This window comes from Magnetovibrio sp., from assembly GCF_036568125.1.
Classification (GTDB): domain Bacteria; phylum Pseudomonadota; class Alphaproteobacteria; order Rhodospirillales; family Magnetovibrionaceae; genus Magnetovibrio.
Genome location: NZ_DATCTF010000010.1, coordinates 162,364 through 184,951 on the forward strand (window position 1 = coordinate 162,364; position 22,588 = coordinate 184,951).

Annotated in this window: 19 protein-coding genes; 16 read left to right on the forward strand and 3 right to left on the reverse strand. The window is 59.2% G+C overall.

What is annotated here, in order from left to right; genetic code table 11:
- Nucleotides 1-113 precede the first annotated feature (113 nt).
- The 8 genes from VIN96_RS05485 (at nt 114) to VIN96_RS05520 (ending at nt 9,294) form a co-directional block, all read left to right on the forward strand.
- The gene (locus VIN96_RS05485; RefSeq protein ID WP_414675601.1) at nt 114-2,354 is read left to right on the forward strand and encodes a Tex family protein; all 2,241 of its coding nucleotides are present in this window, start codon (nt 114-116) and stop codon (nt 2,352-2,354) included.
- A 103-nt stretch (nt 2,355-2,457) separates the two neighbouring features.
- Nucleotides 2,458-3,582 carry a 4Fe-4S dicluster domain-containing protein gene (locus VIN96_RS05490; RefSeq protein ID WP_331894508.1) on the forward strand — a complete coding sequence of 375 codons (1,125 nt, stop codon included), beginning with the start codon at nt 2,458-2,460 and terminating at the stop codon, nt 3,580-3,582.
- Between the two features lie 13 nt (nt 3,583-3,595).
- A complete protein-coding gene (locus tag VIN96_RS05495) occupies nt 3,596-4,063 on the forward strand; it encodes a cyclic nucleotide-binding domain-containing protein (RefSeq protein WP_331894509.1) in 468 nt (155 codons plus the stop codon).
- 10 nt (nt 4,064-4,073) lie between these two features.
- A complete protein-coding gene (locus VIN96_RS05500) occupies nt 4,074-4,913 on the forward strand; it encodes an FAD/NAD(P)-binding protein (protein ID WP_331894510.1) in 840 nt (279 codons plus the stop codon).
- Nucleotides 4,913-5,686 (forward strand): oxidoreductase, encoded by a 774-nt coding sequence (locus VIN96_RS05505; protein ID WP_331894511.1) that lies wholly within the window; start codon nt 4,913-4,915, stop codon nt 5,684-5,686. Before VIN96_RS05500 ends, VIN96_RS05505 begins: the two co-directional genes overlap by 1 nt.
- Nucleotides 5,679-6,977 (forward strand): Ni/Fe hydrogenase subunit alpha, encoded by a 1,299-nt coding sequence (locus VIN96_RS05510; protein WP_331894512.1) that lies wholly within the window; start codon nt 5,679-5,681, stop codon nt 6,975-6,977. The genes VIN96_RS05505 and VIN96_RS05510 overlap by 8 nt, the downstream gene beginning before the upstream one ends.
- Entirely contained in the window at nt 6,970-7,428 is a 459-nt protein-coding gene (locus tag VIN96_RS05515; protein WP_331894513.1) for a hydrogenase maturation protease, read from the forward strand. Before VIN96_RS05510 ends, VIN96_RS05515 begins: the two co-directional genes overlap by 8 nt.
- Before the next feature lie 39 nt (nt 7,429-7,467).
- Entirely contained in the window at nt 7,468-9,294 is a 1,827-nt protein-coding gene (locus VIN96_RS05520) for an ABC-F family ATP-binding cassette domain-containing protein (protein ID WP_331894515.1), read from the forward strand.
- On the opposite strand, the gene VIN96_RS05525 is transcribed toward VIN96_RS05520, so the two are convergent.
- Nucleotides 9,291-10,187: a DMT family transporter gene (locus VIN96_RS05525; RefSeq protein WP_331894516.1), complete on the reverse strand. Its 897-nt coding sequence runs from the start codon at nt 10,185-10,187 to the stop codon at nt 9,291-9,293. The genes VIN96_RS05520 and VIN96_RS05525 overlap by 4 nt on opposite strands.
- A 237-nt stretch (nt 10,188-10,424) precedes the next feature.
- Here VIN96_RS05525 and VIN96_RS05530 point away from each other — a divergent pair, with 237 nt between their 5' ends.
- From VIN96_RS05530 to VIN96_RS05550, 5 genes are all read left to right on the forward strand, one after another.
- Entirely contained in the window at nt 10,425-10,733 is a 309-nt protein-coding gene (locus VIN96_RS05530) for a hypothetical protein (protein ID WP_331894518.1), read from the forward strand.
- Between the two features lie 49 nt (nt 10,734-10,782).
- Nucleotides 10,783-12,399 carry a U32 family peptidase gene (locus VIN96_RS05535; protein ID WP_331894520.1) on the forward strand — a complete coding sequence of 539 codons (1,617 nt, stop codon included), beginning with the start codon at nt 10,783-10,785 and terminating at the stop codon, nt 12,397-12,399.
- A gap of 93 nt (nt 12,400-12,492) precedes the next feature.
- A complete protein-coding gene (locus tag VIN96_RS05540; protein WP_331894521.1) occupies nt 12,493-13,041 on the forward strand; it encodes a hypothetical protein in 549 nt (182 codons plus the stop codon).
- A gap of 4 nt (nt 13,042-13,045) precedes the next feature.
- Nucleotides 13,046-13,585, forward strand: a complete 540-nt coding sequence (locus tag VIN96_RS05545) for a hypothetical protein (RefSeq protein ID WP_331894523.1) — start codon at nt 13,046-13,048, stop codon at nt 13,583-13,585.
- A 12-nt stretch (nt 13,586-13,597) separates the two neighbouring features.
- Nucleotides 13,598-14,404: an EAL domain-containing protein gene (locus VIN96_RS05550; protein WP_331894524.1), complete on the forward strand. Its 807-nt coding sequence runs from the start codon at nt 13,598-13,600 to the stop codon at nt 14,402-14,404.
- A 1-nt stretch (nt 14,405) separates the two neighbouring features.
- On the opposite strand, the gene VIN96_RS05555 is transcribed toward VIN96_RS05550, so the two are convergent.
- Together VIN96_RS05555 and VIN96_RS05560 are read right to left on the reverse strand one after the other, a co-directional pair.
- Nucleotides 14,406-14,861, reverse strand: coding sequence for a hypothetical protein (locus VIN96_RS05555; RefSeq protein WP_331894525.1), 456 nt, complete (start codon nt 14,859-14,861; stop codon nt 14,406-14,408).
- A 53-nt stretch (nt 14,862-14,914) separates the two neighbouring features.
- Complete coding sequence (locus VIN96_RS05560) at nt 14,915-16,345, reverse strand: sigma-54 interaction domain-containing protein (protein WP_331894527.1); 1,431 nt, start codon at nt 16,343-16,345, stop codon at nt 14,915-14,917.
- Between the two features lie 391 nt (nt 16,346-16,736).
- On the opposite strand from VIN96_RS05560, the gene VIN96_RS05565 reads away from it, so the two are divergent.
- From VIN96_RS05565 to VIN96_RS05575, 3 genes are read left to right on the forward strand one after another with little or no spacing between them, the layout of a single operon-like run.
- Nucleotides 16,737-17,132, forward strand: a complete 396-nt coding sequence (locus VIN96_RS05565) for a hypothetical protein (RefSeq protein ID WP_331894529.1) — start codon at nt 16,737-16,739, stop codon at nt 17,130-17,132.
- 55 nt (nt 17,133-17,187) lie between these two features.
- Nucleotides 17,188-18,354, forward strand: a complete 1,167-nt coding sequence (locus VIN96_RS05570; RefSeq protein WP_331894531.1) for an efflux RND transporter periplasmic adaptor subunit — start codon at nt 17,188-17,190, stop codon at nt 18,352-18,354.
- 28 nt (nt 18,355-18,382) lie between these two features.
- The gene (locus VIN96_RS05575) at nt 18,383-22,579 is read left to right on the forward strand and encodes an efflux RND transporter permease subunit (RefSeq protein ID WP_331894532.1); all 4,197 of its coding nucleotides are present in this window, start codon (nt 18,383-18,385) and stop codon (nt 22,577-22,579) included.
- The last annotated feature ends 9 nt before the right edge of the window (nt 22,580-22,588 follow it).

Genomic DNA, 22,588 nt, shown 5'->3' on the forward strand with positions numbered 1-22,588 from the left:
GCTTGGGGTGAGGCCCTAAACAGCAAGGCGACTTGAGATTTTTCCAGGAGACATTCGTGACCACCATCGCGCATCAAATTGCCGAAGAACTGGGCGTCCGCGACGCTCAGGTCATGGACACCATCGAACTGTTGGACGGCGGCGCCACGGTGCCGTTCATCGCCCGCTACCGTAAGGAAGCGACCGGTGGCTTGGACGACGCGCAACTGCGCACCCTGGAAGAACGCCTGCGCTACCTGCGCGAATTGAACGAACGCCGCGAAGCGATCCTCAAAAGCATCGACGAACAAGGTAAACTGGACGACGCGCTACGCGCCAAGATCGCCGCCGCCGACACCAAGTCGCGCCTGGAAGACCTCTACCTGCCGTTCAAGCCCAAACGTCGAACCAAGGCGCAGATCGCCCGCGAGGCCGGATTGGAGCCGTTGGCCCTGGGCTTGTTGGAAAACCCCACGCTCGATCCGCGCGTTGAGGCCGCGGCTTACGTCAACGACGATGTCGCCGATGTGGATGCGGCCTTGGAAGGTGCCAAACAAATTCTCATCGAACGCTTTGCCGAAGATGCCGAACTGGTCGGGCGCTTGCGCGACACCATGTGGGACGAAGCCCACCTGACCTCGCGCGTGATTGAAGGCAAGGAAGCGGACGGGGCCAAGTTTTCGGATTACTTCGCCTATCATGAAGCTTTGAAATCGGTGCCGTCGCATCGCGCCTTGGCGATTTTCCGCGGCCGCAAGGAAGAGATCTTGCGCGCCAGTTTGGTGGTCGGCGATCCCGACCAGCCGCCCTATCCCCATCCGTACGAAAGTCACGTCGCGGCGCATTTCGGCTTGCGCGACGAGGGCCGCCCCGCCGATGTCTGGTTGATCGAGGCCGCGCGCTGGGCATGGCGGGTGAAAATGGCCCTGCACATCGAGCTTGATTTGATGCAACGCCTGTGGAGCGACGCCGAAGAGGAAGCCATCCGCGTGTTCGCGCAAAACCTGCGTGACCTGTTGCTGGCCGCGCCTGCGGGACAGCGCGCCACCATCGGGCTCGACCCCGGGTTTCGTACCGGCGTGAAGGTCGCGGTGGTGGACGCTACCGGCAAATTGGTGGAAACCGCGACGATCTATCCGCACGAACCGCAAAAGCGTTGGGACGAAAGCGTCGCCACCGTTGCGGTGCTGGCAAAAAAACACAACGCCGAACTGATCGCCATCGGCAACGGTACGGCGTCACGCGAAACCGACAAGCTGGCCGCCGAGGTGATCGACCGCCATCCCGATTTGAATTTAAAGAAGATCATGGTGTCGGAAGCGGGCGCATCGGTGTATTCGGCGTCCGCCTACGCATCCCAGGAATTTCCCGACATCGACGTGTCGCTGCGCGGTGCGGTGTCCATCGGGCGGCGCTTGCAGGACCCGTTGGCGGAACTGGTGAAGATCGAGCCCAAGGCCATCGGTGTCGGTCAATATCAGCACGACCTGTCCGAACATCGCCTCAGCCGCGCGTTGGAAGCGGTGGTGGAAGATTGCGTCAACGCCGTCGGCGTCGATTTGAACACCGCGTCGCAGCCGTTGCTGGCCCAAGTTTCGGGTCTGGGCGACAGCTTGGCGGCCAACGTGGTGGCGTATCGCGACGCCAACGGTGCGTTCAAAAGCCGCAAGGATTTGATGAAGGTGCCGCGTCTGGGCGACAAGGCGTTCGAACAATGCGCGGGTTTCTTGCGGATCAAAAACGGCGACAACCCGCTGGACGGATCGGCGGTGCACCCGGAAAGCTATCCCTTGGTTGAACGCATCTTGGCGACCACCAAGATCGACCTCGGCGATTTGATGGGCAATGCCAAGATCCTGCGCACACTCAACCCGCAAGACTTCGCCAACGAAAACTTCGGCCCCGCAACGGTCAAGGACATCTTGGCAGAACTGGAAAAACCCGGCCGCGATCCGCGCCCGGAATTCAAGACCGCCGAATTCAAGGACGGGGTGGAAAAGATCAGCGATCTAAAGCCCGGCATGCAGCTCGAAGGCGTGGTCACCAACGTCGCCAATTTCGGTGCGTTCGTCGACATCGGCGTGCACCAAGACGGCTTGGTGCACGTGTCGCAACTGGCCGATCGCTTCGTCAAGGATCCGCGCGAAGTGGTCAAACCCGGCGACGTGGTCAAGGTCCGCGTGCAAGAGGTCGATGCGGCGCGCAAGCGCATTTCACTGACCATGCGCACCAAAACGCAAGATGGCGACGCCCCGGCACGATCGAACGCGCCGTCCAAGCCGCACGGCAAACCTGCCAAAGTCAAAGCGCCCAAGGCCCCAGACACATCGGGCGGCGCGCTGGCCGAGGCATTTGCCCGCGCGCGTCAAAAATAGTCTCGGGCATTCGCGTCAAACGTTCGATTGTCTTCGACCCACTGTCATAAGTGCTTTATAATTCTATGAGAATTTTAGCGCGTTATGTGCAGGGCAGGGACGAATGGGCAAGGTGGGCAATCCCCGAAATCATGCAATCGTCATCGACGCCGGCGGGCTGGACGGCCTGATCAAGGCGTTGCGCAAAAGCGGTTACGCGACCATCGGCCCCAAGGCGCGCGACGGCGCCGTGGTGTTGGAAGAGATCGCCTCTACCGACGAATTGCCCCTGGGGTTGGTCGACGACCAGCAACCCGGCGCGTATCGTTTGAGCAAAGCCAAGAAGCCCGCTTACTTCGATTTCACTCACGGTGCACAAACATGGAAGCGCTATCTGTTTCCCGCCAAAGAGAAGCTGTGGACGGCGCAAAAGACCGCCAAAGGCTTTGAGGTCCAAACCGAGGTCGATGCGCCCAAATACGCCTTCATCGGCGTGCGCGCGTGTGAACTCAGCGCCATGCAAATTCAAGACAAGGTGTTCATCGAAGGCGATCACGTCGCCACCGGATACAAGGCGCGCCGCGACAAGGCCTTGATCGTCGCCCTCAATTGCCGCCGCGCGGGGGGGACGTGTTTTTGCACCTCCATGAATACGGGGCCCAAGGTCAAAGACGGCTATGATCTGGCGCTGACGGAACTGAGCAACAAAGACAGCCACGCGTTCTTGGTCGAGGCGGGCAGCGCACAAGGCGAAAAAATCCTCGCCCGCCTTGATGGCCGTGAAGCGACCGGTGCGGATTTCAAGGCCGCAGCCAAGGCTGTCAACAAAGCCGCCAAGTCCATGGGCCGGGAGATGCCGACCGACGCGGCGAAAACCTTGACGGACAATCTGGAAAGCCCGCGCTGGCAAGAGATCGCCAAGCGTTGCCTCGATTGCGCCAACTGTACGTTGGTGTGCCCGACCTGTTTTTGCAACACCACGTCCGACTCCACCAGCTTGGACGGTCAAACGACCGAACGCTGGCGGCAGTGGGATTCGTGTTTCACTCTGGATTTCAGCTACATCCACGGCGGCGCAATCCGTCGCGACGGGGCGCAACGCTATCGTCAGTGGATGACCCATAAATTGAGCTCTTGGCACGATCAGTTCGGCGTGTCGGGGTGCGTCGGGTGCGGACGGTGCATCACCTGGTGCCCGGTCGGCATCGACATCACCGCCGAAGTCCGCGCCATGGCCGACAAGACTTGAAGGAGCGCTTACGATGGTGAAGGTGGAAGGTCTCGATAAACTGCTGGCGGAACATCCGTTCTTTAAAGGCATGGATGAAACCTCGCGCAAGACCTTGGCGGGATGCGCGCGCAACGAGCGCTTCAACGAGGGGGATTACATCGCCCACGAAGGCAAGCCGGCGGAACGTTTTTATTTCGTTCGCTCCGGTACCGTGGCGCTGGAATTTCATGTTCAAGGCCAAGACGGTCTGGTGATCGAAACCCTGCATGACGGCGACGTGTTCGGTTGGTCGTGGATGGTGCCGCCCTATGAATGGGCGTACGACATTCGCGCCGTCACGCTGACCCGTGTCATCAGCTTGGAAGCCACCTGTCTGCGCAAGAAGCTCAAAAAAGACAACGCGCTGGGGTTCGAGCTGTACAGCCGTTTCGTGCCGGTGATGGCCAAGCGCCTCTACAGCGCCCGCCAGCAACTGACAGATATGTACGGCAAGTCCTGAAGGGGGCGAGATGAGCACCCAGATCAAACTCGATCCGATGACACCGGTGCCGTTCGCCGTCGCCAAGCGCGTCCAGGAACTGGCGGACACCTTCACCATCGAACTTGCTCCCACATCAACTGACGGCTTCGTTTTTCAGCCCGGTCAATTCAACATGCTCTATGCGTTCGGTGTGGGCGAGGTGCCGATTTCCATCAGCGGTGATCCTTCCGATCCGTCAAAACTGGTGCACACCGTGCGCAACGTGGGCGCGGTCACGGATGCCTTGTCGAAGTTGAAAAAGGGCGAGCAGCTCGGCGTGCGCGGTCCGTTCGGCAGCGCCTGGCCGGTGGTCGAGGCAGAAGGCAACGACGTGGTGATCGTCGCCGGCGGCATCGGTCTCGCGCCGTTGCGTCCGGCCATCGAACATGTGCTCGCCAATCGCTCCAAGTATGGACGCTTTGTCGTTTTGTATGGCGCGCGTTCACCCGCCGACGTCTTGTACATGAAGCAACTGCAGATGTGGCGGGGACGATTGGACACATACGTGGACGTCACCGTCGATCACGCTGGTCGCGATTGGGCGGGCAACGTCGGTGTGGTGACGCGCCTGATCGGGCGCGCCAATTTCGATGTGCACCATGCCAAGGTGTTCATCTGTGGCCCCGAACTGATGATGCGCTTCACCATCAAGGAACTCAGCGACCTGGGCGTGGCCAAGGACGACATTTACGTGTCCATGGAACGCAACATGAAGTGCGCGATCGGCCATTGCGGTCATTGCCAGTTCGGTGGCCACTTTATCTGTAAGGACGGTCCGGTATTTCCCTATGCGCGCATCGAAAACCTGATGCAGGTGAGGGGGCTGTGATGGCGATGAAAAAGCCGAAATTGGCGGTATGGAAGTTCTCGTCGTGCGATGGGTGCCAATTGAGCCTGCTCGATTGCGAAGACGAGCTGTTGGCGGTGGCGGACAGTGTCGAGATCGCCTATTTCCTCGAAGCCACCCGCGCCCAGGTCAAAGGTCCTTACGATATATCGTTGGTCGAAGGATCGATCACCACGGCGGATGAGGAAAAGCGCATCCACAAGGTGCGCAAACAATCGAAGATGCTCATCACCATCGGTGCGTGCGCCACGGCGGGCGGGATTCAGGCGTTGAAGAACTTCGCCGACGTTGATGATTTCATCCGCGCCGTCTATGCCCATCCCGAATATATCGAGACCTTGAAAAAATCCACCGCCATCGCCGACCACGTGCCGGTGGACTTGGAACTGCGCGGCTGCCCGATCAACAAACATCAGTTGTTGGAAGTTCTCGGCGCGACTTTGGCGGGGCGCAAGCCCAACGTGCCAGATCACAGTCAGTGCATCGAATGCAAACTGGCGGGCACGGTGTGCGTGATGGTGGCCAAGGGCCAAGCCTGCCTGGGGCCGGTGACGCAAGCGGGCTGCGGCAACGTCTGTCCGGCATGCGATCGGGGGTGCTATGGCTGCTTCGGCCCGAAAGAGATGCCCAACACCCATGCGCTGGCCGAAAAATTGGCGGAACTGGGTTTGGACACCAAGCAGCGCCGCGACCTGTTTCGCACCTTCAACGCCGCCGCCGCCCCGTTCGCGAAGGAGAGCTTGAACCATGACTAAGACCTCTTCGCGCATCATCAAGGTCGACACGCTGTCGCGGGTGGAAGGCGAAGGTGCGCTGGATCTACACATTAAGGGCGGTCAAATCAAAGACCTGAAGTTTCGCATTTTCGAACCGCCGCGCTTTTTCGAGGCGCTGTTGCGCGGGCGCGATTTTTCCGAAGCCCCCGACATCACGTCGCGGATCTGCGGCATCTGCCCGATCGCCTATCTGCTCGGCGCCAGCCAAGCCATGGAAGACGCCTTGGGCGTGACGGTCACGGGGCCGCTGCGCGATTTGCGCCGTTTGATCTATTGCGGCGAATGGATCGAAAGCCACGTGCTGCACGCGGCGATGCTGCACGCGCCGGACTTTCTGGGGCTGGATGATGCTTTGCAAATCGCCAAGGCCAACCCTGAATTGGTGAAAAAGGCGCTCAAACTCAAGAAGCTGGGCAACGATATTTTGGAGGTCGTCGGCGGGCGCGCGGTGCATCCGGTCAACCTCAAGGTCGGCGGCTTTTATAAAGTGCCGAGCAAAGCCCGCGTGCGCGAATTGATCGAACCGCTGAAATGGGCCATCGAGACCTCGCGCGAATTGGCGCTGGCGTTCGGCGGGTTCGAATTTCCCGACTTTGAATACGACTACACCTGCGTGTCGCTCAAACACGCGGACGAATACGCTATCCAGGATGGACGGATCGTTTCCAATCGTGGCCTCGACATCGCGGTGCAGGAATTCCCAGATCATTTTCTGGAAGAGCACGTCGCCCATTCCAACGCGCTGCACGGCATGACCAAGGACGGCGCGGCCTATCTGGTCGGGCCGTTGGCGCGTTACAACAACAACTTCGATCAACTGTCCAAGTTCGCCAAGGCCACAGCCAAAGAGGCAGGCTTGGGTAAAACCTGCGCCAACCCGTTTCAAAGCATCGTGGTGCGAATGATCGAAACGCTCTATGCCTGCGAAGAGGCGTTGCGCATCGCGCAGTCCTACGAAGAACCCGACGCCTCGTGCGTCAAACTCACGGTGCGCGCGGGAACCGGCCATGGCTGCACCGAAGCGCCGCGCGGCATTTGTTATCATCGCTATCGCATCGACGCGGATGGCCTGATCGAACAGGCCACCATCACCCCGCCGACGGCGCAGAACCAAAAACAGATCGAGCTGGACTTGCGCGGCGTGGTCGAGCGCAATATGAAGTTGGGCGATGAAAAGCTGAAGTGGCGTTGCGAACAGACCATCCGCAACTACGATCCGTGTATTTCCTGCGCCACCCATTTTTTGAGGTTGAATATCAAACGTGACTGAACGCACCCCCTGGATCATCGGCGTCGGCAACGCCCTGCGTGGCGACGATGGCGCGGCGGCGGCGGTGGTTGCCCGTTTGCGCACCGACGACATTCCGGCCTACGTCTTCGACGGCGATGGGGCGGAATTGATGGAAATGTGGCAGGGCCAGGGGCGGGTGATCGTCATCGATGCGGCGTTGTCGGGCGCACCGCCGGGCACGCTGCACCGGTTTGAAGCCAATTTCGAGGAATTGCCACGCAACTTCTTTCGCCATTCCACCCATCAGTTCGGCGTCGCGGAAGCCGTGGAAATGGCCCGCACCTTGGGGCGCTTGCCGGGGGAATTGATCGTCTATGGCATCGAAGGGGCGCGGTTCGACCTGGGCGCGCCGCTGTCGCCGGGGGTCGAGCAGGGGGTTTACAACGCCGTCGCCCAGATCAAGGTCGATATTGCCGAGGTCTTATCTTAACGCCTTGCCCCCGAACCGCCGTCGCGCTACATACGGCGCATGGCCGCACCACTCCTCACCCTGCGCGATATACATTTGACCTTCGGCGGCACGCCGTTGCTGGAAGGCGCCGACTTGACCGTGGCGCAAGGCGAACGCATGTGCCTGGTCGGTCGCAACGGCTGCGGTAAATCGACGTTGCTGAAAATCGCCGCGGGTTTGATCGAACCGGACAAAGGCGAACGCGTCCTGCAAAGCGGTATTTCCGTCAATTACCTGCCCCAAGAGCCCGATTTGAGCGGTTTCGACACCGCGTTGGAGTACGTAGAGGCCGGTCTCGGCCCCCACGACGATCTGTATCGCGCCCAGGTGTTGCTGACCGATTTGGGCTTGAGCGGTCAGGAAAACCCCGCGACGCTGTCGGGCGGGGAAAAGCGCCGCGCTGCGCTGGCGCGCACGCTGGCCGCCAAACCCGACATCTTGTTGTTGGACGAACCGACCAACCACCTCGACCTCGCCGTGATCGAGTGGCTGGAAAACGAACTCAATGCAATGAACGCCGCGTTGGTGGTGATCAGCCACGATCGGCGCTTCTTGGAAAACGTCTCCCAAGCCAGCGTGTGGATCTATCAGGGCGTGACCCACAAGCTGCCTAAGTCGTTCGCGCATTTCGAAGCGTGGCGGGATGAAACCATCGAACAGATCGAACTGGACCGTCACAAGCTGGACCGCAAGATCGTGCGCGAACTGCACTGGCTACAACGCGGCGTCACGGCGCGGCGCAAACGCAATATGGGGCGTTTGCGCGCGCTCGACCAATTGCGTCAGGAACGCCGCGACCAACGTGCCATCACGGGCACCGTCAAACTGACCGTGTCGCAAGGCGGCGCGTCGGGAAAGCGAGTTTTGGAAGCGGACAACATATCCAAATCCTACGGCGACAATGTGGTGGTCAAAGGATTTTCCACCCGCGTGCTGCGCGGCGACCGGCTGGGCATCGTCGGGGCCAACGGTGCGGGCAAAACCACGCTGCTCAACATGCTGATCGGCAAGCTAGAACCCGACAGCGGCACCGTAACCTTGGGCACCAAGATCGAAATGGCAAGCCTGGATCAGATGCGCGACGCGCTCAATCCCGATTGGTCGTTGGTCGACGTGTTGACCGGGCAGAGCGGCGACAGCGTCACCGTCGGCGGTCAGCAAAAGCACGTCATGGGCTACATGCAGGATTTCTTGTTCGCGCCTGAACAGGCCAATACCCCGGTGCACGCCTTGTCCGGGGGGGAACGCGGACGGTTGATGCTGGCGCGCGCCATGACGCAGACGGCCAACCTGCTGGTGCTCGACGAACCGACCAACGACTTGGATCTGGAAACGCTGGATCTGTTGCAGGAAATGCTGGCCGATTTCGACGGTACGGTGATCTTGATCAGCCACGATCGCGATTTCTTGGACCGGGTGGTGACGTCGGTGATCGTCAACGAAACCGAAACCGCCGGTGCGGGCGCGTGGCGCGAATACCCCGGCGGTTATAGCGATATGGTGACGCAGCGCGGTTTCGGCGTGGGTGCGCGCGCTGCCGCCAAAACGGAAGAAAAAGCACCCAAAGAGAAAAAGCCCAGCGCCCCCGTACAGACATCGGGCAAGCCGAAACTGTCGTACAAGGAAAAGTACGCGCTGGAAACCTTGCCTGGGCGTATGGAACAGCTCAGCACGGAAATCGCGCAGTTGCAGACGCTGATGGACGATCCCAAGCTCTACAGCAACGATCCGGCCAAGTTCAACACAACCGCCGCCGAGTTGGAGGCCAAATCCAACGAACTGCAAGCCGCCGAGGAACAGTGGCTGACCTTGGAAATGCTCCGCGAAGAGATAGAAGGCGCTTAAATCTTGGTTCGGGCGGATGCCGTCTGCAACACCACGGTGGCGCCTAACACCAGCACCAATCCGGGATAGGTCAGCGCGGGCGGCGCATCGTGGCCCAGCACCAAGCCGATGATCAGAACCAAGACCGGCTGCACGTAGGTGTAAGACGATACCTTGGTCGGGCCGATGACCATGGTGCTCCACTGAAACACGAAAAACGTGATCAAGGTGGTGAACAACGCCAGATACAAAACGCCCCAATAGACCATCGTCGGCACTCCGGCCCAATCGATGCCGCCCAGACGCGGCAGCGCCAACAGCAACAGCCAACCGCTGCCGGTTGCGAAGATCCAAAAACTCACCCGCGCCATCGGCTCGCCGCGATGCAGGTATTTCACCAGCGGACCGAACACCCCGATACACACCGTGCCGATGAGGAAAATAGCGTCGCCGCGGTTGAGGTCGAGGGCGATGAAACTGGCAAAATCGCCGCGAAAGATTACCCACACGGCCCCAACCATGCCCAGACCCAAGGCGATGAAGGAACGGGTTTTCAAGCGCTCCTTGAGCAGCACCGCCGACACGCCGGCGGCGATGGTGGGGGTCAGGGTGAAGATGGTCGCGGTGTTGAGCGGACTGGTGAAGCGCAGCGCCTCGAACATGGCCCAGAAAAAACCGACCATGCAGGCGCTGAGCAGGCCGTAACGGCCGAGGTCCCTAAGCGACGGCCGGGGCAGGCCGTATTTCCACGCCACCAACGGTCCGAACAACGCGGCGGCGATGGCAAAGCGAAACAACGTCAGCACCACGCTGTCGAGCCCCTGGGTGATGGCCGCGCCGATGGGGAACGAGGTGGAAACCAAAATGGTGCCCATGATCGTCAGGAGCTGAGCGCGTTTTTCGAGGGCGGTCATGGTTCGAGGTGGTGCTCATCCGGATAAACAGGTTTCGACAAGCATTACAGCAATTGGGCTTCGCGCCCAAGATGAAGCGGTCTTCGGGGCAATTTTTTCCGCGTTGACGTCGATTTTACCCACCTTGTGGTTCGCGTCGAATTCAATATTTCAACAAAATCAGACCGTTGGTAATGCCGGAAAACGGCACGCGGGTTGCACGGCGTCATGTAAATGGATTGGATAAGGATAATCCCCATGAGCCTGACTTTGGAACCGCTTGCACGGCCCTTTTCCCTGCCGCATGTGGCGCAACAAAAGTCCGCTCAAGCGAGCGAGGCGGAACTGAGCGGCGATCGCATTAAGGATTACATCATTGAACGCATGACCGCACGTTTGAAAGGATATGACGCCGAAGGGCTGGATATGCAGATGCTTTCACTGGGCCTGACGCCCGCGTTCGGCGGGGCGGATAAAAATGCTTTTAGATCGTCCACATCGAACCTGTCATCGCTGCTGAATATGCACTTCGATCTGAACACGCTGCAGATGTTGAACCGCACCTGAGTACGCACAGAACCATGGAAACCGCCCTCCCGAAGTGATATGAGGGCGCATGATACACAACACGACTTCACACCGGTCCGAACTGTTGATGCCCGCGGGCTCACTGGCGAAACTGAAAACCGCGATTTTGTACGGCGCTGATGCCGTTTATGCCGGCACGCCCGACCTGTCGTTGCGCACCCAATCGTCGTTTACGTTGGAAGAGTTGCTGGAAGGCGTGCGCTTCGCCCATGAACGCGGCAAGCGCATCTATCTGACGCTGAACCTGTTCACCCACAACCGCGACATCGAAAAGCTGCCGGAATTCGTCAAGACCGTGCGCACGGTGAACCCCGACGGGGTGATCGTGTCGGACCAGGGGGTGTTCCATTACCTGCGCGAACACGCGCCGGAACTGGATTTGCATGTGTCCACCCAGGCCAACGCGTGTTCGTGGCTGACGGTGCAAAGCTGGGCTGCGATGGGCGCGAAGTTGTGCGTTCTGGCGCGCGAAGTGAGCTTCGAAGAGCTTGAGGAAATTCGCCAAAAATGTCCCGACATCAAGCTCGAAGCGTTCGTCCACGGGGCCATGTGCATGACCTATTCGGGACGCTGCCTGTTGTCCAACTATCTGGCTGAACGCGGTGCCAACCAAGGCAATTGCGCGCAGAGCTGCCGCTGGAACTACAAGGTCCGCGCCCGGCGCAAGGACGGTGAAGAGGTCGAAATTACACCCGACAACAAGGACGATTTCGATTTTTATCTGGAAGAAGAATTCCGCCCCGGCGAGTTGATGAAACTCGAAGAAGACGACCGCGGTTCGTACATCCTCAATGCCAAAGACCTGTGTCTGATGCCCAAGCTGGACGACTATCTGCGCATCGGCGTCGACAGTCTCAAGGTCGAAGGGCGCAACAAAAGCGAATACTATGCCGCCGTCACCGCGCGGTCCTACCGCTTGGCCATCGATGCGTGGTACGCCGACCCGGAAAACTGGTCGCCGGAGCCCTATTTGCGCGAGATTTATACGTTGCAAAATCGCGGCTACTCGCTCGGTTTTCATGACGGCCGGTTGAGCAACCTGGCGCACAATTACGAGCGCACCGACACCGTCGGAGGATGGCTGTTCGCGGGCGTCATCGAGCGCTGGGACGGCGACGACATGATCTTCGGTTTGCGCAACACGCTCAAGGCCGGCGCGGTGATCGAGTTCCTCGCCCCCCAAGAGATCGAACCGATCCGCTTGCGCCTCTATGAATTCGTCAACGCGGATACCGGCGAGGTCGCCGACAAAGCCAATCCTGGGCAAGGCCGTGCGATCCGCATACCGGCGTCGCTGTTTCACAACGAAGACGCCGCCGGCCTTAAGACCCGACTGCCCGTGCTGAGCGTGGGGCGTACCGAAGCGGTGCTCAGCGAGGACCGTCAAGCGCTGTTGCAGGGCAACTTGATGAGCATGGACGTCGAACGCGGCTTGCGCGATGGTAGCGAGGCGCGTCCGACCCTCAAGGGCCGCGCACACACCGGCAAGACCCCGGCGATGGGATTGGAAAGCTGTTGCGGGCTGGGGTGCAACGGTTGCTTGATGTTTTGGAACGACGACAAATACGCCAAGGCCCGCGAAACCCTCAAAGCCAAGAAAATCGGCCAGATGCTGGAAAAGGCCGAAGCCGGAATCGAGGGCTGATCATCAGCGTTCTGGAAATTTGTAAGACATTTAGCGCATTGTCTGACATAGCCCCATGTGATACCCCAACGACCGACGAACGTAGGGGTGGGCATGAAAATTACCGAAGACGAAGCGGCTGAAATGCGCCAAGCCGTCGCCGATTTTAAAAAGGCGATGGAATTGCGCAGTGAGTTGAACCTGCGCGTTGCGCGGCGGGTGACGTCGATTTTGCGCGTCGGCATGTTCAGCTTTGCGGTGGTCACGGTGATCATGGTGGTGATGCTGTTCGCTTTCACCTCGAGTGTCGGCAACATGATTTCGGTGCTCGACACCATGCGCGTGCAGTTCAGTTCGATGTCGGCGGATATGCGTCAAATGCGCACCGTCATCGCCGCGATGGATCGCGATCTGGCGGCGTTTCCCGTCGTCGTGGGCGAGTTGGACACCATGCGCACGACGGTGGCGAAAATGAACGCCAACCTGGCCACCATGTCGGGCAGCATGACCAGCGTGGAAAACAAGATGCGTGTGATCACCACCGACGTCGGCACCATGAATCAATCTTTCCGCCATCTCGAGCCGTCGCTGGTGGGGATCGGTGCGAACGTCAATCAGGCGTCGGAACCGATGAAAACCTTCAACAACATGTTCCCGTGGTGACCCGATGAGTGAAAGCAAAAACGATTTTGTCGCCATCGCCAGCGAGAGCATGGAGATCTTCCGCGTCGAGATGGAAACCATCGACCGCATTTCGCGAAAAATCAGCGGCAAGACCAGTCGCATGATCCGAGTTGTCCTGGTCTTCCTGGCGGTGATTTCCATTTACCTGGTGTATCTGACGTATTCCATGAGCCAAGATCTGTCGGCGATGATCGGCAGCCTTGACGAGATGTATGTGGAATTCGGTTCGATGTCGGCGGAGATGGGGCAAATCACCGCGCATGTCAAAAGCATGGGACAAAACGTTCACGGTCTGCCGTCCATCGCCCAGAACATGCAGTATCTGAACCTCGACGTTTCGGATATGCAGATCTCCCTCGACGCGGTCAGCCAGGATATGCAGGCGGTCGACACCAACGTCGGATATATCGGCAACGGCACGTCGGAGATGTCTTATCGGTTCGCAAACGTGCAAAGGACCGTTAAGGTGATGGAGTACGATATTCACAACATGCTCCGCCCCATGAGCATCATGCCGCGCTGATTGGACCAACCGATGCCGTTTCCCGATGATCAAGCCTTGGCGCAAGCGGTTCAATCCGGATTGCAAGCGGGTGAATTCGCGACCTATTTTCAGCCCAAGTTCGATCCCGACAGCGAAGACATCGTCGGTTTGGAAGCGCTGTTGCGTTGGAACCACCCAGAAGAAGGCTTCCTGGAAGCCGGTCGATTTATGCGTGCGATCGAACGCGATGCCGAGTTGATCGAAGCGGTCGATGCCTGGGTGCTCGGCGACACCATGCGTCAAGGACGGGCGTGGGTGGATCAGGATTTGTCGTTCGGCCTGATGAGCGTCAACATCTCCGCCTGGAACAACGGCAAGATGTTGGTGGATAAGGTTCAAAGCGCCCTCAAAGACAGCGGCTTTCCCGCCAAGAAATTATCGTTGGAATGCCCGTGGCGTGTGCTCGCGGTCGATGTCGCGGGGATTTCCCAAACGATGCGCGATTTGCGCGCTTTGGGTTGCGTGATCGTGTTGGATGGCAATCCTCTTAATCAAGAGTGTTTGGATGTCGTGCGTCAAACGCCGGTGCAGATGTCGAAAGTCTGTATCGAACACATGCAAAGCCTCGCCGACAGCGACGGCATCGAGGTGCTGGCCCAGCAGATGAAACGCTGGGACAAGGCCAAGGTGCAGATCGTTTCCATGGGCGTGGAGAGCGAAGAGCATGTCGCCCTGTCGCACAACGCAGGATGTCGGTTGTTTCAAGGCAGCCGCTTCAAGTCGGCGTTGCCCGGCGACGAGATTTCGTTCTTGCTGAAGTTGATCGCGAAAACCAAGAAAGCCTTGAGCTTCCTCTAAATCACCAGCGGTAAGGATTGCCGCGCGAAAACAGGTACATCCAGCGCGCCGGAACCTCAAATGGCGTCGCCCGACCGCTCATGGCGTCGTCGGCGATGTCGCTCCACATCAGGCTTTGTTTGACCGCCCAGCCGCTGGGATCGTCGCACGGCGTCATCGCCATGGCGTCGTACATGGCGCGCCCCCGAAGAAAGGTGTCTTCGTTGGGATACTGCATGCGGCGTAGATCGTGCATGAACGCGACGTCGCATTCGCACGCCACGGAGCCGGTCGCTACGTAGCAGATGTCGTGGCGCATGCAGGCATAGTCCAGCGGATCGAGCGGCGGGCCGCTGTTGAGGCTGGTTCCGGGCCCGCACCAATTGCCGTAAAGCGTCAACCCCGACTGAGCCTGAGCCGTCGGAGTGCTCAAGGCGAGCGCGAATGCAAGGATGGATAAGGCTACGAAGCGCTTCATGGCATGGGTCCGATTGAACGTCGTTCGCCGGGGAGGCTAACGCCCTTGGAGCCCTATGCCAAGCCAAACTTGCGCATGCGCCGCCACAAGGTGGTGCGGTCGATGCCCAATGCCTTGGCCGCTGCGGATTTGTTGCCGCCCGCCGCCTGAAGCGCCTGACGGATCTGGTCCGCATCGCCGTTGGTTGCAGAGTGTAGGGCGTTGGTCTCGCCTGTGTACGCAGTCCCAAACTGATTTCGGTCGCTTTGGCGTCGATTGAGCCTCGGCGATATTTCGCCAAGATTGACGTATGAGCCACTGATCGCGTGGTGACGAATGTCTTGAGGCAGGCTTTCAGGCACCACGGCCTTGTCGATAGCGCAGATGTAGGCGTGCTCGACCGCGTTGATCATTTCGCGCACATTTCCGGGCCACGGATAATCCATCATCATGCGCATGGCGTCCGGCGTGCAGGCGACATCGTTGGGATAGCCGCGCGCCGTCAGGTCGGTGCAGAAGTGCTTGAGCAGCAAGGGAATGTCGCCGACGCGTTCGCGCAGGGGCGGAATTTTGATTGGCACAACGGCAAGGCGGTAAAAAAGATCGGCGCGGAACTTGCCCTCGTTGACCATGTCGCGCAGGTTCTGGTTGGTTGCGGATATGACCCGCACATCGACTTCGATGGTTTCGTCCGAGCCCACCGGCTCGAAGCGCTGGTCTTGAATCGCGCGCAGGAGCTTGGCTTGCAGGTGCAACGGAATTTCGCCGATTTCATCCAGCAGCAAGGTGCTGCCATGGGCGGCTTGGAAGCGGCCTTTGCGTTTTTGCGTCGCCCCGGTGAAGGCGCCTTTGACATGGCCGAACAGTTCCGATTCAAGCAGCTGTTCGGGAATGGCGGCGCAGTTGACTTCGATCAGCGGCTTGTTTGCGCGCGAACTGCGTTCGTGGATCATGCGCGCCACTTGGGTTTTGCCGGTCCCGGACTCACCCATCAGCAGCACGGGCGCGGTTGAATCCGCAATCTGTTCCAACCGCGAGATGATCGACAGCATTTCCCGGTCGTTGGTGATGAAGCCTTGTTTTTTCAGTTCCGGCGCGCCCTCGGGTCCCTTGGGTTGGGTACGGTCCTGGGAAATCACGACGTTGAGGCGGCGGTCGCCTTCGGGCAAGGTGATAGTGCCGAGGAACAGCTCCAGATCGCGGGTTGCGCCGCCAGATTGGAACTGCTCTTTGACGCGTACGAAGTTGTCCAAGGGCGAGCCGTTTGAGGCGTAGGAAAACGCCGCGCAGGTGGAACGTTTAGCCAAATCGAAAATGCGGTCCAGTTCCCTTTCGCCCGGCGCGTCATGGTTGTCTTCGCCCAGCATTTGCCGTGACGCTTCGTTCTGGCACAGCACCTCGCCATCTTCGTTGGTGATCAAAACGCCATCCGAAATACATGTAATCAGTGTTTCAAAAATCGGGTTCACCGCAGCCAGATCGAGCTTGTGATCGATTATTCCCATATTGACAGTCTCCCACGACCTTTGCGGTCATTGTTGGCGATTGTTGCACAGGGATGCTGACATGAAACGAAGTGTTGCGCAACATGTTGCAGCGTGTTGCAGCGAAAAAAGTGTAATATTATCAATGCATTATATAACAAAATTCTAATATAGAGGTGTTGCAGTCGTGGTGCGGGGTAAACATTTTTTCTACACGTATTTCTTTAATATCAATGGACTAATGAGATATTCGAGCCGCTGGCACGGCGATTGCTTAATGAGGGGTTAACGAAACGGTTTTCTCAGGCTACTCTGGCATCTCGTGGAGATGAGACAACCAACCGGGGTGTTTCGTGGCTCTAGCAAGAGTTGGTGCGCCATCGACACGACAAACAAGGGGGAGTTTTACATCATGGCAGAAATGTTTTCGCCCGACTGGATGGCGTCGTTTCAAAACGTCTGGAATTCAGAGCCCGGTCTTTCCGATGAGCTGGAAAAAATCGGCTTTTCTTCAACCATCGCATACGGATTTCTCGGCGCGGATGCGCCCTTGGGCGTGCTTGTCGTGGAAAACGGTAAAGCGGTCTCCGGCAGCGCCTATGAGGGCCAGGAATTGAACTGGGATATGCGCGCCAGCCAAGGCGATTGGGAAAAGTGGCTGAAAAAGCCGCCGGGAATGATGGGCCTTGGCATGGCGTATACGTCACGCAAGTTGCAGTTTCAGGTCGGCGATTACGGCGCAATGGTTAAAGACCCGCGCATGGCCGGACCTTTCGTGAAAAGTTTCGCAGCGATGGCCAAGGCTTAGGCACACACAGGTTCAATATAGACGGACATCAAGACCAAATCGGGGAGATTGGGTAATGCTGGGGCGGAAATCATCGATCAAGACTGGAGTGTTGCACAGTGCTGTTGCATTCGCGTTGAGTGCGGCAACATTTGGCATCGTTCCTACCGCTCAGGCGTCGGAATACCAGACCGCGATCGTCGCCGTCGAACAGATCGGCGAAATGACCACGTTGGCGGGGACTGTGGTCCCATATAAAGAAGTCAACTTGGCGGCTCAATCTCCGGGCCGGGTGACGTTCATTTCCGGTGCGGAAGGGGATTCCTTCACCAAAGACGAATTGCTCGTCACCATCGACGACGACAGCATTCAGGCCCAACGCCGTGCCGCGCTGGCCGATATCGCCAGCGCCCAAGCGGGCATGCAGAACGCCCGAGTGCAGTATTCGCGCGAGTTGATCTCGCCGCGGGTCAATTCGATCACCGGCATGCCGGGCATGGGCATGCCGACCATGTTCGATCAATTCTTCACCCGCGGATTTTCCAACATGGTTGGCAACTCCAACACCGGGGTGGAACGCCAAGCCGATCTCTACAACAGCTTCAGCGGCATGAACCAAGCGCAAAGTCAGTTGCTGCAGGCGCATGCCCGTCTTGAAACGCTCGACGCCAGTCTGCGCGACACCCGCACCCTGGCGCCGTTCGACGGCGTGATCACGCAAAAGATGGTCGAAGAGGGCGATACCGTTCAACCCGGCCAGTCCTTGGTGCGTTACGCCTACACCAAGTATCTGCGTTTGCAGGTCGAGGTTCCTGTGCGTTTGGTGTCCAGCATCGACAAAGGCATGATGCTTCCCGCGCGTCTGGATGTGCGCGGTCCCGAAGTGATGGCTCGGGTGGCGCAGATTTTCCCCATGGCCGATGCGTCCGGCCACACCGTGACGGTGAAGTTCGATCTGCCCGAAGGCACGCCCGGCGGCCCCGGCATGTACGCCGAAGTGCGGGTGCCCGACATGTCGTCGGCGTTCCGCACCGCCCCGGTGGTGCCGACCGACGCGTTGGTGTGGCGCGGCAGCTTCCCCAGTGTGTTCGTGATCGATGGTAACAACAATGTGTCGCTGCGTTTGGTGCGTCTGGGCGTCAGCCTGGACGACGGACGCATGAGCGTGTTGGCAGGCCTGAAAGGCGGCGAACAGGTGATCTTGAACCCGCCCGCGGGCTTGTCGTCGAGCTCGGCTAAATAACCGAGCGCGAGGGGGAAGGGACACGCACATGACAGATCAAAACAAACAGACCACGGAAAGCGCACCCGGCGGCCGTCACGGTTTAGGCATTGCGGGTGCGATGGCGAAGGAGTTCATCCATTCGCCCCTGTCGGTGCTGTTGCTGTTGGCGAGCCTCGCCATCGGCATCATGGGGCTGTTGTTCACGCCCCGCCAAGAAGACCCGCAAATTTCCGTGCCCATGGTGGACGTGTTCTTCAGCTATCCCGGTGCGTCGGCCGAACAGGTTTCAAGCCTTGCGATCGACCCGTTGGAACGCTTGATGAGCGAAATCCCCGGTGTCAAACACGTCTATTCTGTGTCGCGCCACGGCGGCGGCATGGTGACGGTGCAGTTCATCGTCGGCGAAGTTTTGGAAACCTCGTTGGTCAAGCTGTACGACAAGCTGATGTCCAACCTAGACAAAATCCCCCCCGGCGTATCGCAGCCGCTGGTCAAACCCAAGGGCGTCGACGACGTTCCGGTGGTGACGCTGACCTTGTGGTCGCATGACGTGGATGACGCCGCGTTGCGCCTGGTGGCGTTGGACGTGATGCAGCGTCTCAAAGAGGTGCCCAACACCTCGCAAAGCTACATCGTCGGTGGGCGCGCCGAAGAATTGCGCGTCGAAGTGTTCCCCGAACGATTGGCCGGATACGGCATCAGCGTCGGCCAGTTGGCCAAAACAATCACCAGCGCCAACTCCGAGATGGAAGCGGGCCAAGTGGAATCATCCGGCTCCAACCTGCAAATCTTCACCGGTTCGTTCCTCACCAAACCGGAAGACGTCGAGCGCTTGATCGTCGGCGTTCACAATGGCAGCCCGGTTTATGTGCGCGATGTGGCGTTGGTCAGCCAAGCCCCGCAAGTGGCGGAAAACTTGGTGCAGTATTTCACCGGCCCGGCCTATTCGGACGGCGACCTGTTGGCCCCGGTCGGCGCGCCGGCGGTGACCATCGCGGTGGCGAAAAAGGTCGGCACCAACGGTGTCACGGTGGCCGAGGGCGTGCTCAATCAGGTTGAGTATCTCAAAGGCCGCATCATACCCGACAACGTCGAAGTGTCGGTGACGCGCAACTACGGCAAGACCGCCAACGACAAGGTCAACGAACTGATCTTCAAACTGTTCGTCGCCACCGGCGCGGTGACGGTGTTGATCTGGATCTTCCTCGGCTTCCGCGCTGCTGTGGTGGTGTTGATCGTCATCCCGGTGGTGATCTTGGTGACTGTGTTTGCGGCCTGGATCATGGGCTTCACCATTGATCGGGTGAGCTTGTTCGCGTTGATTTTCTCGATCGGTATTTTGGTCGATGACGCCATCGTTGTGATCGAAAACATCTATCGCCATTGGCTGCTGAAGGGCGAGGTCGACACCGACATCTCGGTCGAAGCCGTGGCCGAAGTCGGTAACCCGACCATCTTGGCGACCTTCACCGTGATCGCGGCGCTGATGCCGATGGGTTTCGTGTCCGGCATGATGGGCCCGTATATGGCGCCGATCCCGGCGCTGGGTTCGGTGGCGATGATCTTCTCGCTGTTCGCGGCGTTCATCTTCACGCCGTGGTTGGCGATGCGCATCCGTCCGACCATGTCTTCGCTGCAAAAAGCGCATAAGAAAGAAGAAAATCAGCAGAAGTGGCTGGATGGTTTCTTCCGCCGCATGCTCAATCCGTTGATCGAGAGCAAGGTCAAATACCGCATCTTTCGTCTTTCCATGTTGGGTATTCTGTTTGCGTGTTTCGCGCTGTTCTACACCACCTCGGTGACGGTGAAGATGCTGCCGTTGGACAACAAGCCCGAATTCAACGTGGTCGTGAACATGCCCGAAGGCACCGCGTTGCCGGTAACCGCCAACGTCGTTCAGGCGTTGACCGACCAACTGTTGACGTTGCCGGAAGTGACCGCTGTTCAGACCTATGCGGGCACCGCCTCGCCGTTCAACTTCAACGGCTTGGTGCGCCATTATTATCTGCGCCAAGACGCATGGCAGGCCGACATTCAAGTCCAGTTGCTGGAAAAGGGCGATCGCGATCGCAGCTCTCATGAACTGGCCGTGGCCGCGCGCGAAATGCTGACGCCGATGGCCAAGGAAATGGGTGCGAAAATCCAAGTTGTCGAAATGCCGCCCGGGCCGCCGGTGCTGCAGACCTTGGTGGCCGAAGTCTATGGTCCCGACGCCGCCACCCGTCGTCAGGTGGCGCAAGATTTGACCGAAGTGTTCGCCAAGGCGGGCAACGTGGTCGACGAAGACAACTTCATTCAAGATCCTTACGAGGCTTGGCATTTCGTGGTCGATCGCGAAAAGGCCGTGCGTCGCGGGGTGTCGGTCGAAGACATCAACGCGCAGCTTGAAATGGTCATGGGCCGCTACAAACTTGGCGACGTGAAAATCGGCAATATCTTGGAACCGCGCTACATCGTGATGCAAATCCCCATCGCGTTGCGCGACCAGTTCTCGCGCTTGGGCCAATTGCCGGTACCGTCTTCGACGGGCAAGATGATTCCGCTGTCTGAATTGGGTCGTTTCGAGCGTGTGGCGCAAGATCAGTTGATCTTCCACAAGGATCTGCGCCCGGTCGAATTCGTCACCGGTGAGGTTGCGGGGCGTCTGGCCGCGCCGATCTATGGCATGTTCGCGGTCGAAGACCTGCTCGCCGACTACACCACCCCCGACGGCGTAAAGCTGGAATCGCATTATCTCTCGCCGCCGGCCGACAGCTTCACCAGCGCGTTCGAATGGACCGGCGAGTGGACGGTGACCTACGAAACCTTCCGCGACATGGGTCTGGCCTTCGGCGTGGCGCTGATCTTGATCTACATGCTGGTGATGTGGGAGTTCGGCAATTTCAAACTGCCCGCCATCATCATGGCGCCCATTCCGCTGACGTTGATCGGCATCATTCCCGGTCACTGGCTGTTCGGCGCGGAATTTACCGCGACCTCGATGATCGGCTTCATCGCGCTGGCGGGTATCATCGTGCGCAACTCGATCTTGCTGGCGGACTTCTCCAAACGCGCGGTCGAAAACGGCATGCCCGTGCGCGAAGCCGTGATCGAAGCCTGCCGGGCGCGTACCCGGCCGATCATGATTACCGCGTTGGCCCTGGTGGCCGGTTCAAGCGTGATTTTGTCCGATCCGATTTTCCAAGGCATGGCAATCTCGCTGATGTTCGGCGTGATGGTTTCGACCCTGTTGACGTTGGTGGTGATCCCGTTGAAATGCGCCACCATCGATCCGAAAAAGGTCTATGGCTGCGCGACCGGCGCGGAGGTTTTCAATGCCTCTCTCACCGGAACGCCGGTTGCTTGTGTGACGGATGCAGGCATTTCGTTGGATCCGTCCAGCGCGGAACAATCGGACGGGGGCAAAAGCAAAATCCGCTTGTTGTGGGTGATCCCGGCGATGATCGGTATCTTTGCCTGGACCGCCATTGTGACCTTCGCCGATTGGGTCAAGCGTTGGGGGTGGGTGCAGAAGTTGCTGCCGGTGTTGGCGATGGTGGGGTATGCCCTGCGCGCAATGCCGTACTTCGTGATGTTGTTCGTCAAGGACACGTATACCCGTTGGCGTGAAAACCGTGCGCACAAACCGGAACCAACGCCTGCTCCTGCTCCGGCACCCACGCCAGCCCCGACGTCAGCACCGGTTGCTCCCGCAGCGCCTGTGGCAACACCAACGCCGGCAGCAGCATCGCCATCGCCATCGCAATCGGATGCGAAGCCGCAAGCCAAGCCGGAACCCAAAGTAGAGCAAAAAGTCGAGCCGAAAGCGGAAGCTGTCGTCGAGGTCGCGCCTCAAACGAAGACGGCCACCGCGAAAAAAGCCCCGAGCAAAAAGGCTCCAGCCCAAAAAGCTCCGGCTAAAAAAGTTCCGGCGACGAAGGCTCCTGCGAAGAAGACTGCAGCGGATAAGGCTCCGGTCAAAAAAGCAGTGGCGAAGAAAGCGCCTACCACGAAGCTGGACGCGCAACCCAAGCCTAAGCCCGAAGCGAAACCGGAAACCAAAACGGAAGCGAAAGTCGAACCGCAAACCCAGGCACCGGTCGAAAAACCGCCTGCGAAACCCGCGCGGTCCCAGTCGGCGGCGAAAGCCAAGGCGCGTCCCAAGGCCAAACGGCGGGGCATTCGACTGAAAGGCGTTCCCGAGAACGGTGCCAACGCCGATCAGGCCAAGACCGGGGGCACGGATCAAGGGGACGACACATGACCTATGAGA

Coding starts and splice junctions, on each gene's coding strand:
- VIN96_RS05485 (WP_414675601.1), top strand. CDS start 114: ATGGACACCATCGAACTGTTGGACGGCGGCGCCACGGTGCCGTTCATC.
- VIN96_RS05490 (WP_331894508.1), top strand. CDS start 2,458: ATGGGCAAGGTGGGCAATCCCCGAAATCATGCAATCGTCATCGACGCC.
- VIN96_RS05495 (WP_331894509.1), top strand. CDS start 3,596: ATGGTGAAGGTGGAAGGTCTCGATAAACTGCTGGCGGAACATCCGTTC.
- VIN96_RS05500 (WP_331894510.1), top strand. CDS start 4,074: ATGAGCACCCAGATCAAACTCGATCCGATGACACCGGTGCCGTTCGCC.
- VIN96_RS05505 (WP_331894511.1), top strand. CDS start 4,913: ATGGCGATGAAAAAGCCGAAATTGGCGGTATGGAAGTTCTCGTCGTGC.
- VIN96_RS05510 (WP_331894512.1), top strand. CDS start 5,679: ATGACTAAGACCTCTTCGCGCATCATCAAGGTCGACACGCTGTCGCGG.
- VIN96_RS05520 (WP_331894515.1), top strand. CDS start 7,468: ATGGCCGCACCACTCCTCACCCTGCGCGATATACATTTGACCTTCGGC.
- VIN96_RS05525 (WP_331894516.1), bottom strand. CDS start 10,187: ATGACCGCCCTCGAAAAACGCGCTCAGCTCCTGACGATCATGGGCACC.
- VIN96_RS05530 (WP_331894518.1), top strand. CDS start 10,425: ATGAGCCTGACTTTGGAACCGCTTGCACGGCCCTTTTCCCTGCCGCAT.
- VIN96_RS05535 (WP_331894520.1), top strand. CDS start 10,783: ATGATACACAACACGACTTCACACCGGTCCGAACTGTTGATGCCCGCG.
- VIN96_RS05540 (WP_331894521.1), top strand. CDS start 12,493: ATGAAAATTACCGAAGACGAAGCGGCTGAAATGCGCCAAGCCGTCGCC.
- VIN96_RS05545 (WP_331894523.1), top strand. CDS start 13,046: ATGAGTGAAAGCAAAAACGATTTTGTCGCCATCGCCAGCGAGAGCATG.
- VIN96_RS05550 (WP_331894524.1), top strand. CDS start 13,598: ATGCCGTTTCCCGATGATCAAGCCTTGGCGCAAGCGGTTCAATCCGGA.
- VIN96_RS05555 (WP_331894525.1), bottom strand. CDS start 14,861: ATGAAGCGCTTCGTAGCCTTATCCATCCTTGCATTCGCGCTCGCCTTG.
- VIN96_RS05560 (WP_331894527.1), bottom strand. CDS start 16,345: ATGGGAATAATCGATCACAAGCTCGATCTGGCTGCGGTGAACCCGATT.
- VIN96_RS05565 (WP_331894529.1), top strand. CDS start 16,737: ATGGCAGAAATGTTTTCGCCCGACTGGATGGCGTCGTTTCAAAACGTC.
- VIN96_RS05570 (WP_331894531.1), top strand. CDS start 17,188: ATGCTGGGGCGGAAATCATCGATCAAGACTGGAGTGTTGCACAGTGCT.
- VIN96_RS05575 (WP_331894532.1), top strand. CDS start 18,383: ATGACAGATCAAAACAAACAGACCACGGAAAGCGCACCCGGCGGCCGT.